At 44.9% G+C, this 12,618-nt stretch carries 11 protein-coding genes; 5 read left to right on the forward strand and 6 right to left on the reverse strand.

All coding sequences use genetic code 11. The features are described 5' to 3' along the window. The first annotated feature begins 14 nt into the window (after positions 1–14). The 3 genes from MYB54_RS22150 (at position 15) to MYB54_RS13465 (ending at position 5,774) form a co-directional block, all read left to right on the forward strand. Entirely contained in the window at positions 15–794 is a 780-nt protein-coding gene (locus tag MYB54_RS22150) for a hypothetical protein (protein WP_510375063.1), read from the forward strand. Then, positions 791–3,397 (forward strand): TOPRIM and DUF927 domain-containing protein, encoded by a 2,607-nt coding sequence (locus tag MYB54_RS13460; RefSeq protein WP_248720884.1) that lies wholly within the window; start codon positions 791–793, stop codon positions 3,395–3,397. Before MYB54_RS22150 ends, MYB54_RS13460 begins: the two co-directional genes overlap by 4 nt. 820 nt (positions 3,398–4,217) lie before the next feature. Beyond that, positions 4,218–5,774: a P-loop ATPase, Sll1717 family gene (locus tag MYB54_RS13465; RefSeq protein WP_248720885.1), complete on the forward strand. Its 1,557-nt coding sequence runs from the start codon at positions 4,218–4,220 to the stop codon at positions 5,772–5,774. 188 nt (positions 5,775–5,962) lie between these two features. On the opposite strand, the gene MYB54_RS13470 is transcribed toward MYB54_RS13465, so the two are convergent. Both MYB54_RS13470 and MYB54_RS13475 read right to left on the reverse strand, forming a co-directional pair. Beyond that, on the reverse strand, positions 5,963–6,775 hold the full coding sequence (locus MYB54_RS13470) for a nucleotidyl transferase AbiEii/AbiGii toxin family protein (RefSeq protein WP_248720886.1): 813 nt from the start codon (positions 6,773–6,775) through the stop codon (positions 5,963–5,965). Next, positions 6,729–7,724, reverse strand: coding sequence for a type IV toxin-antitoxin system AbiEi family antitoxin (locus MYB54_RS13475; protein WP_248720887.1), 996 nt, complete (start codon positions 7,722–7,724; stop codon positions 6,729–6,731). The genes MYB54_RS13470 and MYB54_RS13475 overlap by 47 nt, the downstream gene beginning before the upstream one ends. Before the next feature lie 179 nt (positions 7,725–7,903). Between MYB54_RS13475 and MYB54_RS13480 the strand changes: the two genes are divergently transcribed. After that, entirely contained in the window at positions 7,904–8,263 is a 360-nt protein-coding gene (locus MYB54_RS13480) for a hypothetical protein (RefSeq protein ID WP_248720888.1), read from the forward strand. Positions 8,264–8,550: 287 nt separating this feature from the next. Here MYB54_RS13480 and MYB54_RS13485 read toward each other — a convergent pair whose 3' ends face one another. Next, positions 8,551–9,018: an anti-virulence regulator CigR family protein gene (locus tag MYB54_RS13485; RefSeq protein WP_180789482.1), complete on the reverse strand. Its 468-nt coding sequence runs from the start codon at positions 9,016–9,018 to the stop codon at positions 8,551–8,553. 813 nt (positions 9,019–9,831) lie between these two features. Here MYB54_RS13485 and MYB54_RS13490 point away from each other — a divergent pair. Beyond that, positions 9,832–10,710, forward strand: coding sequence for a cell envelope biogenesis protein OmpA (locus tag MYB54_RS13490; RefSeq protein ID WP_205592678.1), 879 nt, complete (start codon positions 9,832–9,834; stop codon positions 10,708–10,710). A 154-nt stretch (positions 10,711–10,864) separates the two neighbouring features. On the opposite strand, the gene MYB54_RS13495 is transcribed toward MYB54_RS13490, so the two are convergent. The 3 genes from MYB54_RS13495 to MYB54_RS13505 all read right to left on the reverse strand — a co-directional run bounded on the left by MYB54_RS13495 (position 10,865) and on the right by MYB54_RS13505 (position 12,497). Next, the gene (locus MYB54_RS13495; RefSeq protein WP_205544151.1) at positions 10,865–11,329 is read right to left on the reverse strand and encodes a GyrI-like domain-containing protein; all 465 of its coding nucleotides are present in this window, start codon (positions 11,327–11,329) and stop codon (positions 10,865–10,867) included. Positions 11,330–11,559: 230 nt separating this feature from the next. Then, positions 11,560–11,889 carry a DHCW motif cupin fold protein gene (locus MYB54_RS13500; RefSeq protein WP_014914981.1) on the reverse strand — a complete coding sequence of 110 codons (330 nt, stop codon included), beginning with the start codon at positions 11,887–11,889 and terminating at the stop codon, positions 11,560–11,562. Between the two features lie 71 nt (positions 11,890–11,960). Next, positions 11,961–12,497, reverse strand: a complete 537-nt coding sequence (locus tag MYB54_RS13505; protein WP_014914980.1) for a rhodanese family protein — start codon at positions 12,495–12,497, stop codon at positions 11,961–11,963. Positions 12,498–12,618 lie beyond the last annotated feature (121 nt).

A 12,618-nucleotide genomic window follows, 5' to 3' on the forward strand; every position in this document is an offset into this window, starting at 1 on the left:
CGGAATCAAAAAATATGATGATCCAAAAATCTGGCGCTGGCTGGAACGGGCATTGTTACGCCCAAAATCAGGGAATAGCCCTTTTTACACAAAATAGAGAATCTATTTCTACCACTCAGGAAAATGCGCAACGCTTAGCAAAACCAATACAAAACGTATTGACGCTGGCGGGGCATCTGGCTTATCGTTTCGCCGTTGCCGCAAAATCGGCGACCAGGTTTGACAGCCTGAATGTACAAGCGGACGACCGCTTTAGTTTCATGCGGTTTTTTTACGTCCGTAAACCATGTTATGCCCAAATTATGGTGGGGCGTAATGGGGGAGCCTTCGGGCTCGCCGGTTTCTTGTACGCCGGTCTGTCAACCCTGTTACGTCTCACCACCCCGATTGACAGCGGTGTGGTGAGGTTTTCAAACCCGTACAAGAGGCCGCCGCTATGGTTGCTACCCCTACCCCGTCTCACCCTAATTTCACCTTTCTCTTTCTGGCGGTCTACCGCACAACGCCGCACGAAAAACCGCACCGTAAAGCCATTATTGCCCCAAATGAGCGATCCGCTCGTCAGCATTTTGAGCCTGATTTTATTCTGTTCTTTGCTGGTCGCCTTCCCGTTCTGGAGGTGCGCCATGTTTGATAACACACCGCTGGAACAGGAAGAACTGATCGATCAGTGCCGTGCGTTGGCTTATGCCATCGTGGAGTTAAGGGAGCCGCAGGCAAAAGAGATCCTGATGTTCATTCTTGCCGAACGGCTTGATGCGCTCCACCGTGCGCAAGAGGACGAGGCCGTATGAGCAACACGTTTATTCAAGATGTGCGGACAAAAGCCAACGGCCATTGGGAGGAAATTTTGCATCGGTTAGGCATCCCGACCAATCGGCAGGAAAGTGAATGCCCCAACTGTGGCGGGAATACCCGCTACCGTTTTGACGATAAAGAAGGTCGTGGAACCTATTTTTGTTCTCACTGCGGTGCAGGAACCGGGCTAGATCTGGTGATGAAGGTGAATAAGTGTGGCGCGAGGCAAGCAGCGGAACAGGTCGCCGAGGTGCTGGCGCTTCCGTTGCCAGTCATTACCCCCGCCAGTGAGAAGTCTGATAACCGCACAATTACCGAACGGGTAAATTCGCTGGTGGCGAAAGCGGTATCCGGTCAATCTGGCTATCTACTGAATAAGGGGCTGCAACGCCCTTCACTACTCTTAGATGATGACTCCCTGTTGCTGGTGCTGAAAAACATGGACGGAACCACCACCGGCGCACAGCTTATCAAACCTAATGGTGAGAAAAAGCTGATTGCCGGTAGCCGCAAGAAAGGCGCATTCATTCCCGTTAGTACCTTACCCGAACACGCGGATACAGTGATCATTGCCGAAGGTTACGCCACCGCGATTACGGCATCGTTACTGATGCAAGGTGTCGCTATCAGCGCGTTAGATAGCGGGAATCTGATTCACGTTGCACGGTCTTGTCGTGCTGTCTGGCCGGACGCCAAAATCATCCTTGCTGCGGATAACGACAACAAACCTGATGGTAACAACACGGGAAAAATCGCGGCTGAAAAAGCGGCACAGGCGGTAAACGGTTGGGTCGCACTCCCGCCGACAACTGAAAAAGCCGACTGGAATGATTACTACCAGCAGCATGGCGCGGCGGTATCGATATCGGCTTTTGCCGCTTCACTTTATCAGCCTGGACAAAAACAGCAGCCATCTTCCGCTTCCCCCTTAAAACCTTACGCCGATATTCGTCATGGTGGGTTGTATTGGGTAGAGCCGAAGACTGACCATGACAGCGGTGAAATTATCGAGCGTGAAAGCTGGCTGTCTGATCCTATTACGGTAGCGGGTATCGGATCGGACGAATCAGAACGTTATCTGGTTTTAAGCTGGACGCCAAGCGGTGAAAATCAGCCCCGCACCGAAGCCATTCCAATGCGAGATATTGGCGAACGTGAAGGCTGGGCGCGATTACGTGCGGGTGGGCTGGCAGTCACGGCCAAAGGCGGATTACGGGCAATACTGGCCGATCACTTGTGTCGCAGTCATGCGGGTTGTCGCTGGGCAATCGCCAGCGCCACCGGCTGGCAACATGGGGCATACCTGATGCCGGATGGTTCCGTTATCGGTACACCAAGTATTCCCGTCTTGTTCAACGGTAAATCAGGTGCAGCCAAAGGTTATGCCACCAGTGGAACGGTGCAAAGCTGGTGCGAAAACGTCGCAGCATTGGCACAGGGTAATCCCTCCATGATGCTGGGGATCGCCTGCGCCTTGGCGGCACCGCTTATCGGGCTGGTAAACGCGGACGGGTTCGGCGTCCACCTGTTTGGCGGTTCGTCTGCGGGTAAAACCACCACCGGCAATATCGCCTCTTCCGTCTATGGCGATCCTAATGCGCTTAAGCTGACGTGGTACTCCACCGCGCTGGGGTTGGTGAACGAAGCCGCCGCCCATAATGACGGCTTTATGCCGTTGGATGAAATCGGGCAAGGCAGCAATCGTAAAGCCGTGGCCGATGCCGCCTATGCGCTGTTTAACGGCGTGGGTAAGATTCAGGGAGCTAGGGAAGGCGGCAACCGAGAGCTAAAACGCTGGCGGGCAATGGCGTTCAGTACCGGCGAGATCGATCTTGAAAGCTATATTCGCGCTGATGGCGGGCGAGTGAATGCCGGTCAGTTGGTGCGCTTGCTGAATGTCCCGATCACCAAAGCGACGGTATTTCATGGCTATCAGGATGGCAAAGCCCATGCCGACGCAATCCGCGATGCCAGCAACGCCCATTATGGCGCGGTTGGTCGGGCATGGATCGCCCACCTTGCCAGCCAGAAAGAAAATGCGCTGGCAGCCGGCCGAGAAACAGAGCGGCGCTGGTTGTCACTCTTGCCCGATGATGCCAGCGAACAAGTGCGACGGGTGGCGTCACGTTTTGCCGTACTGGAAGCGGCTTTGTTGCTATCAGCCTCTTTTACTGGCTGGACGGCGCAAGAATGCCACGATGCGCTACAACACAGCTTCTATGCTTGGGTAAATGAATTTGGCATGGGCAACCGTGAAGCCAAAGCCTGGGTAGAACAGGCTGACGCCTTTTTGCACCAGTTTGGCTACAGCCGTTATTTACCTCACCCCAATCCAGATCCACGCGATTTACCTATCAAGGATCTGGCAGGATATAGGGTGAAAAAGCCGGGAGCCGATACGCTGGTGTTTCACACCTTCCCCGCCGTGTTCAATAACGAGATTGCCGCTGGTGCCAATGCCGCAGCGTTTGCGCAGGTGTTGGCCGATGCCGGAATGCTGGATAAACCCGCCAAAGGCATTACACGTAAATCACTGCGCATTGACGGCAAGCAGCCGCGCTTTGTGGTACTCATGACACTCGACGACGAGGAAGAGTAAATCACGCGTAAGGTAAAAGAAGGTCGGTTCGGTAGGTTCAGTCGGTTCATTATTTTAATACATTGATTTATCGTTATTTTTATTTGAATAGTGAACCGACCCTGAACCGACTTTAGCCATTTTGAACCGACCTGACCAAACGCCCCTTTTCTGGCTGGCTTGATGAACCGACTTTCACACCGCGTGAACCTACCCATAGGTCGGTTCAATTCTGAAAATAATTACCCTATCTATCAATCAGTTGACTACGTGAACCGACTGAACCTACCGAACCGACCCACTTTTGCTTATCTATAAGAATTTGTGTACACCGAAGTCAGGACTGGTTAATCCATTGCCAGCAAGAAAGTGCGCAAAACGACACTGAACGGGTACGGAAAAATTCGCAATATGGTTCGCAGTTTGGTACGCAGTTGTACGCATTGCTGTGCGAACTGCGTACCTCGCTGAAACCCGCGCCACGCCTAATTTTATTCAATTTGAAATCAATTTTTTGGTCGATACGCATGTATAGAAATGCTAAGGTTTTTTGCGAAGTCGGAATGGCGGAGAACGGTGTACAGAGTCAAAACTGATTCAAGAAAATGCGTAAATTTTAAAGGTATGTAATTTAATTATTAGCACGCTTATATTGTAGTGATAATATAAAATTATGGTTATGGTCATAATAGTATGTGACTGTATAGGAAAAATAAATTTATAGTGTTAGAATGCGACAAGTATAAATAAAAGGATAGTATAACATTGTTGATTATTAAAAAATAATTTCCAATTTTTGATGCATTGATTTCATTAACTTTAAATACTCTGGAATATTAATATGGATACTCATGTTTTTAGAAATAATGATGAAATTGGTAAATTAGAAGCTGAATCCGATTCATATTTAGATGAATGCTTTTATGAAACAAATATTTTCAAAGGGATAATGAATTTCGATCCATCTGAAAAGAACTCTGATTTCACCAGAAGAATTATAGTCGGTAGAACCGGTAGTGGTAAGTCAGCTCTTTTGAGGAAAATTCTAGATGAGGCAAGCATAAAAGTTTATGATAAAATAGAAGCGGAAAATACTATTTTTGAACATGTTAAAAATAACATTTTTATTTCTTCCCTCATCGAAAACGGCATTGATTTAAGAGTTTTTTATAAATCATTATGGCTACATGCTTTGCTTATAAAAGTAATACCTGCATTGCATAGCTCAAGCCATCAAAACTTTTTTAATATAATCCAAGATCTTATTGGTGGAAAAAAGAAACCTTACAATCCTGAACTGGCTAATGAATACATAGACCAATTTAAAGATGTTTTTTTCAATGACAAAGCTTTGGTTGAAATTAGCAACAAAATGCAGCACGAGCTTTCTACAAAAATAGGAATGAAAGGCATAGACATTGGAGGTAAACTTGGCAGTGAAGATACTCAAAGGATACAATCAGAAACCTCAAGTTATGTCAGCCGGGAGTTAATTAGAAAACAAAAAGAGCTAATAAAAATATTAAATGAAGAATTTTCTGAAACAGGACAATTCAGAATTATTATTAGTATTGATGATCTTGATCGCTCATGGTTAAGTTCAAGTGATATAAGATATGATTTTATAAATGCACTGCTTGAAGCATTCAGGGAACTGTTAGACATAAAAACAGTCAAGATATTAATTTCTATAAGAACAGATATTCTTATGGGTATTTATAACAAGACGTTAAGACAAGATGAAAAAGACCAGTCATTGATATATGCCATTTCTTGGAACAAGACGGAGATAAGGGAGATAATTGACAGACGCCTGAATCACTTAATAAAAAACAAATATCAGGGCTCTAGAAACATATCAATGAGAGACATTTTTCACTTTAATATAGATGGTATATCTGCTGATGAGTATATTTTAGACAGAACGATGTTAAGGCCAAGAGATGCCATTAGTTTTGTTAATTATTGTCTTAAGGAATGTGATGGCAATGTCAGCATAAACAAAGACATTGTGTTAATAGCAGAGGAGAAATTTTTCTCCTCACGGAAGAGAGCTTTAGTTTCTGAGTGGGTAAGCATTTATAAAAACATATCAAGTTATATTGATTCATTATCTCTTTTGAAAACTCCTGAGTTTTCTATGGAATCAATTAATGATTTTAAGAAAAATGAAATTTTAACATACCTGCTTGATAGAGTTACTTCAACTGATGATGATCCTGTACATTCTAAAATAGTAATGAACTTCGATGAATTAATAAAGGTTTGGTTTATCATTGGAATAATAGGAATAAAAAGAACGCAATCATTAGTTATATATTCATCATATGACAAACCGGATCTAGATATAACGGACATGAGTCGGATTTTCTTTGTCCACCCGCTATTCAATCGATAGTTAGCAATAGGGCTACGCTTGAATATCTTTCGTAGCCTTTTTAGTTCGTTCCCCTATTATGAAATTTATAAGTCTATCCTGTTCTTAGCAGGCCATTAGATTTAATCAAGTTTTGATTCTGAGTTGTTTCAGGTTGAGTTCCCGGTTATCACAACCATCTTGTGCAAAACATAACTAAAACCCCACCTTCAATCTTCGTTCACAATGCCAGCCCAGAAATCATTCATTATCTGCTCAATCTCCTTCATATCATCAATATTAGATTGCCTTGCTATAGCATCAGTCAAACGTTCTCTGTCAAGGTACATCAACTCTGACAAAGATGAACTCTCGCTAATCGCAACGATATCAATAGCCAGCAGAACAGCCCCCATGCGAACAGGATTCCAGTCCAGATGTTCACCTTTAACAGGCATTGCGTAGATGCGCTCATCTTCGATAGCACTATACTCATGGATAATCTTATAGAGATCGATAGCATCTTTAGCTGTACCATGCCCGCGATCACGCCAGGCGAAAAGTTTTAACAATGCCAACCCCGGCAGAGAACAAAACAATAGTTTTTCACCGTTCGCCAGTTGCACTGTTACAGTATGAGAAAACACCTCAGTAAATCCGTCCACTGACATAATGATTTCACGCTCAGGCGGCCAGATAATTTGATTGTCTTCAGCAATACCGCCAAAAGGAATAATATCCAGTTCGATTCCTTCGACAATCATACGATGGACATTATTTCGGACCGTCTGAGCACCGTCAGCAATGAAGGCACTTTTTAACGCATCAAAAGCAGGCCAGCTATCGACAAAAACGGCAATATCAATGTCACGGGTTCGACGGCCAATACTCCTACCATGAACATGGTGAAGTAGAATTTCACGCGCCGTAGCCCCTGCAATAAAAAACGGGATTTCCTGAGCTGCACAAATTTGCTTTATCCGAGTTAACAGCGCTTCAGTAGCTGAAAAGATCGGATTCACTAAAGTGAAGATATTTGTCATTGATTATCCTTGCTGCTTCTCGATTTCTGTCCTCGCCGCTCGCGAGTAACTCGGCCACACACAACATCGCTTCTGATTTACGGTTAAGCGTAAAGTTTCTCCAAAAACATGAAATCAGTTGCAGTTTTCCATCAGGGACAGGCCTTAGTCCCAGTTCCTTTCGTCTTTGTAACAATGAATGAGGCGTAAAAATTACGCCGCTCTCTGGTATTAGATATCCACCACTTAGTTCTGCGGCAGCAATCTCACCACACCAGTATTCATCGGCTACGAGTGTTATTTCATCCCACGAAGCAGGCGAAGACAGAGAAAGAAAATCCAGTTTTGGGCGCAAGGCGGTAGCATAATCTTGTAGCCACAAAACCTGTAACTCGCTTTCATTCATTAAGCGCCGACCCTTCTTAGATTTGCGATAATAGCGCTTTGCCTCAAGGTAATCGAAAGCTTTACTTACCATCCCCAGAGAGATGCCCGATTTCTCCGCCAAACTGCGGTAAGTATCATTCAGGCTTTCAGGGTAGGATAACAATACAAAAAGAAGCTTCATTACTCCTTCAGCAAAATGACTGCTGACAGCAACGGGTTTCTTTTCATATCTCCCTTCAATAATCAGATATAGCCCCGGAACCTGAATACAAGCATTTCCAGCGGTATCAATGAAATTGATCTGGTTATCCGAGCAATATTCAGCCAATGCTGATGTCAAGCGGTTGCACACTAGTAGTGCAGGAACGTCTACAGGAAGCCGAGCCATCTGTTCTCGGACTTTCATCAGTGACTCTTTACGATGGATATGCTTTATTTCCAGCATAAATGTTGCAACTTCGCCCCTTGGCCCCGTAAGCTTACCCCAGCCATCGTGTATATCATTTATGTTTAGTTCATACTGTAGTAAGAAGCCTTTTGGCAGGCTCTCTACGGCTTCCGATAAAAGTTGTTCTTCTTTCATTTGTTCACGCCTTAATTTTGTTCATGATTCATGAACAAAATAATACTATGAACAAAATGGTGGGAAAGCAACGCTATCTTCAAAAAGATACGAATCAGAGATGTTATTCTTTCAGTAGCTGTTCCTAAAAGATTTTCAACTTCAGCAGTTGCCATCCAATGACTCACAGCTAAGTAGCCATGAAAGACAACAAAAAACACAACCAACAATCAAGATCGTCTGGTTGGGGAGGAAAGCGTACCGGTGCAGGTGCTCCCGTTGGTAATACCAATGCAGTGAAACATGGGGAACGCAGCCGTCAGGCATTCTTTCCTTTGGCGGGTGATGATGGGCGACTCACGCCGTTGCAATTGTTACGAGTAAGAAACCTACTCCTTGCTGAACGTGTCGGCGAGTTGATGCACAGATCGCTTTCTTTGGGTACAGCAGAGTGGCGTGAGTTTATGTTGCTCGATGGGATTCTGTGGCAACACACTAAGAAAATGATGGTGTTGGAGCGTCGTAAAGCAAAATTAAATGCACAGCGCACCCAGCGCTAAAAATCAGCGTATCAAACGAAACCTTACTATCATGCGCAGGCTATTCCTCATGATGACTTTTCGTTTTAGTTATACGTTTAGTTATATGATAAAAAACAACCCTATAATAAATGCAACAGAAACAAATAGTTAACCTATAAATTCAACTTCTCTCGTGCAAATAATCCCAGAAAAACCAACCTCTTACGGTTGGTTTTTTTTTCGTCTTCAATTTGCCAATGGTAAAATGATGGTATTGGTACGTCGCCAGGCAAAAGCAAACCTTACACCATAATGGTAGGAGTGTATTAATCGAAAACACCGTTGATGACCGCAGTCACAATAGCGGTGCTTAAAGCAACGAGCACCAAATCCTTACCCACAGCTCGCCATTCATAGCCAGGGTAATAGGGTAAGTTGTTAATCATTGATACAGGCAACGTTTTCTTGGCAATGCCCGGAGGCAATGGTTTGCCACGTGCTACATTTTTAGCGATACCCGGAGGGAGAGCTTGATATCCAAGCAGGCCATAATTAACAGCCAGAGCACGGGCCTGAGAAAAGCTAATATCGGAATCGACATGGCTCGGCTTACCGTAGTTCTTGCGGTTTCCATGGTCTTCATTCCATTTCCCACCACCATGGCCTTTGTTGCCATGAACACCACTATTACCGTGGCCATTGCCATTACCCGGGTTTGCATAAACCGGTGCGGCAAGGATAGTGAAAGAGATAACCGCCGCAAGTGCGGTTTTGATAGTGCGATGCTTAAGCATGCGGTTTATTCCTTGGGACAAGGTACATATTCTTAAGATAGAACAAGGTTATAACCTTAACAATCTCATGATTTCTTATTTTTAAATACTTCCACATAAGTTGCATAAACATCAGCGTTGCGTTGGTAGAGGGGCGACCATAGGTTTACACCACTTTGTTGTGTACCAATATGTTGCACTTTTTCTGACTATCCAACACATCAGTCAGTGAGGCAGATTGCATAGGTGCCATGTCCACTCGACGGAATGATAAAACGGCCACTCAGCGTGAGCCGCAGGATAAAGCCACAGCGCGTACACGCTCTTTTCTGCTCCCAAATAAGTGAAAGATAATATGCTCCAGGTTCTTCGTGTCTTTCATACGCACAGATATTTAGCACAAAAATAATAAACAATAGTATCTACTAGCCATCATCAAAAATCTCCGTTTTCTTCTAGAAATAAATATCCCAGATAGCAAAATCAATAATACAACACTATGCAAAGCAGATTGATAATATCATTGCAATTGCGCGGTTTGCACTGACCTTTCATCACTATAATAGGTTCACTTATCAGAAAATCCACCTCGCATAAGTACTAAAACAGATTTAAATGAAGCACCGAGGATTTGCGAGATCATTACCCAACGTGAATCGGTCGTCAATGCTATTAGGCACTACCTATTGTCGGTGCGATGACACGTGTTATTTACGTGCTAGCACAATGTCCGTCGATACTGCCATGGGCTAATTATTAACGTGCCGGCATACGTAAAATGGAATCAATGCGTTCCCCATAATCGTGGGTTTTTTTATATTAAGAGGAAGTGAAATGAAAAAATATGCAATTGCATTAATGTGCCTATTCTCAGTGTCAGCCTTTGCGGAAAGCTATAAAGGCTATCCCGATATTCCAGGTACCGCAGTGGGCTTTGCCACGGAAATCGTAAGCTATACGCCAGGCCCTAATGTATCTTCAAGTTATAAAGTGCCCGAAAGAATACTTGGCGAACCTAACCGTTACAGCACGAATGAAAATATACTTTCTCTCGGTGCAGCAGGTAGCGTTGTGGTTCGCTTTTCCCCATACGCGATTAAAAAGAGCGGTACTGCCGATGCGGATTTTTATGTTTATGAAGCAGGAACCTATGAATCGTGGGATGCCTACGTATCCAATGACGGCAGTGAATGGATCAAGGCCACACCCGTGTTTCAAGCAATTAATCCTGCATCCGCTCAGACAACAACCAATCGTGGTTCTGTAATCGGGTATGACGTTGATGTGATTGATTCCGAGTCTGATTCATTTACCTACCTGAAAATCGTCGACACCAGTCTGTCGAAATATGCCGATTCACCGGGTGCCGACCTTGACGCGATTGTTTTGACGAGTGCAAAAGCGTTGGGTACGGAAGTATTTATTGATACCGATTCTCGTAACGGAAAAGTCTATAACCTGTATCAGAACGACATTACTGGTGCGGTAGGTGTCAAAATTATCAGTAAAGACAATACTGCCTCGTATATTCCCTTCTCTACCGATGATTCGCTGAAAGCCATCGCGCTATCGTTGCAGGGTGATTTCAATTGCGATGATGAAAAGGATATTAATGTTCTAGCTACACGAAAATCTGACGGGGTTCAGTTAAACATCATCAAACAACAGAATGGGACAGCGATTAAGACTATCGATAACTCAGTGACTAAGTGATGCATTACAACAGGCATTCATTGAGTGCCTGTGATAATGATAAATACCCTCACCATGCCAAGGTATACCATAATGTAATCTTTCACGGCGTATTAACAGTAACGATGCAGGCTGCTCCGATATTTTATTTTTAAATAAATCTCAATAAACAAACTTAATTCACTGCTTCAACAGACTGCCATATTTCAATTTCCCAATTACCGTTGCTTCCGTCGCACAAATAACTTTCATAACATATGTCGCCCGCCGGTCGATATCCTTGCGCATGAATGGCTTTATAAAAGTCATCCCAGGCTTTCGCAAAGTCACCCTTCTCCACAATGGTGTGCGTTACGGCATAAAGCCCACCGGGAATGATTTCCCTGCGTATTTCTGTCCCTTCCGGCAGCGTTGACGGCATCTCTTTGCACGTAATCGCCACATCTGCCCGTAATTCATCCGGTTCTACTTTGCTGGGATCATCCCAGTAGAACGCCAAAGATTTATCGATAGAGAGATGATGCCCCTTTGCCCACGATAATATTTCATCAAATCCCTGCGGTATTTTTTCATAATAGGGACCGACGACCCGAAGACTCAGCACTTCCATAGATTCTGCAAGTTCAATTCTGATAGACATGCTCATACACTCCTGATTCATGTAGATAATAAACTCGGCACCATTACATATTAAGTGTATGGTTATATACCAATATCGGCAACAGGCTTAGAGGCGAATTTCTTTCGTCTCTATCAACGGATTGAGCATTTCTACACAGATCTTTTCCTGGCTTCGACGAACGCGACCCCAGATAGGATGAGTTAACTAATCAAGGGCTAATCCCCATACTCTGGATTAGCCCCCTGGCATCAATCCACCACAAACAGCTTCGCGCCCGTCTCGGTGTAGGAACGATGGGCTTCCGCGTTATCCGCAACCTGATAGCTCATTCCCGGTTTGAGAACAAAAACACGACCATCATCTAATTCCGTATGAAGTTCACCTTCAAGGCACAGCAGAATATGCCCTTTTGAGCACCAGTGATCGGCCAGATAGCCAGGCGTGTACTCAACAATACGAACCCGAATATTATCAAAACGCTGTGTTCGCCAGTAGGCGATCCCCGTGTCACCCCGGTGTTCGGTGGGCTCTATTTGCGACCAGTCAGTCGTACCAAACGGAATGTTTTTCATATCCATATTACTGCCCCTATTCTTTAACGTTATCGGTTAACACTCCGCTTACTCTTCCGGCAAGCCATCCCGGCACATCAGCGTTTGGCGCCACGGTTCCACGGCATTTTCATCAACAGTCTTGCCATGCCACAAAAACCCGTGATCCCTGCAAACAGCAGCCCTGCTCCTACAAAACCAGAAAGCAGGAAGAAAGCACTGTTTACGCTGTAACCCAGTAATACACCACCCAGAATAAGGACGCCAGCGACGATTTGAACTTGCCGCATGAGTTCAATCGGCTGCTTACGATTCACTTCCGTCGGAAATCCTGCCTTTTTCCATGCGGTCATTCCCCCTTCCAGAAGAAATACCGTTGCGGGTGAAACCGCCTGCGCCAGCAAGTCAGCATTCTGTTCCGAGCGCATGCCAGACAAACAATGGAAAATCACAACCTGTCCTTCTTTCTCATCATCAGGAAGGACATACCCGGCAGAGGAATTCAGCGGGTGCAACCTTGCCTGTGCGATATGCTCGCGGGCATATTCTTCCGGCTGGCGAATATCAATGAGCACCGCACCTTCATCTAACAATTTACGAGCCTGAGCGGGTGAGATAGCAAGTGGCGTTGGCATGATCGTAATCCTCTTTTTGAGCCGATGAACCCCGTCATCATGCATCGTTCAACGTGGTATTCAGTCAGCAAGGAAGGTGATATCGCTGATTGTTTGCGTGTCACCATTAGTTTAGATAAAT

Origin of the sequence: Pectobacterium nicotianae (assembly GCF_023272715.1) — a bacterium.
Lineage (GTDB): Bacteria > Pseudomonadota > Gammaproteobacteria > Enterobacterales > Enterobacteriaceae > Pectobacterium > Pectobacterium brasiliense.

Bases quoted from the DNA above. Each gene is read 5' to 3' on its own strand.
- MYB54_RS13490 (WP_205592678.1), top strand. From the start codon at position 9,832: ATGAAAAAATATGCAATTGCATTAATGTGCCTATTCTCAGTGTCAGCC.
- MYB54_RS13475 (WP_248720887.1), bottom strand. From the start codon at position 7,724: ATGAAAGAAGAACAACTTTTATCGGAAGCCGTAGAGAGCCTGCCAAAA.
- MYB54_RS22150 (WP_510375063.1), top strand. From the start codon at position 15: ATGATGATCCAAAAATCTGGCGCTGGCTGGAACGGGCATTGTTACGCC.
- MYB54_RS13500 (WP_014914981.1), bottom strand. From the start codon at position 11,889: ATGGATATGAAAAACATTCCGTTTGGTACGACTGACTGGTCGCAAATA.
- MYB54_RS13480 (WP_248720888.1), top strand. From the start codon at position 7,904: ATGAAAGACAACAAAAAACACAACCAACAATCAAGATCGTCTGGTTGG.
- MYB54_RS13465 (WP_248720885.1), top strand. From the start codon at position 4,218: ATGGATACTCATGTTTTTAGAAATAATGATGAAATTGGTAAATTAGAA.
- MYB54_RS13495 (WP_205544151.1), bottom strand. From the start codon at position 11,329: ATGTCTATCAGAATTGAACTTGCAGAATCTATGGAAGTGCTGAGTCTT.
- MYB54_RS13470 (WP_248720886.1), bottom strand. From the start codon at position 6,775: ATGACAAATATCTTCACTTTAGTGAATCCGATCTTTTCAGCTACTGAA.
- MYB54_RS13460 (WP_248720884.1), top strand. From the start codon at position 791: ATGAGCAACACGTTTATTCAAGATGTGCGGACAAAAGCCAACGGCCAT.
- MYB54_RS13485 (WP_180789482.1), bottom strand. From the start codon at position 9,018: ATGCTTAAGCATCGCACTATCAAAACCGCACTTGCGGCGGTTATCTCT.
- MYB54_RS13505 (WP_014914980.1), bottom strand. From the start codon at position 12,497: ATGCCAACGCCACTTGCTATCTCACCCGCTCAGGCTCGTAAATTGTTA.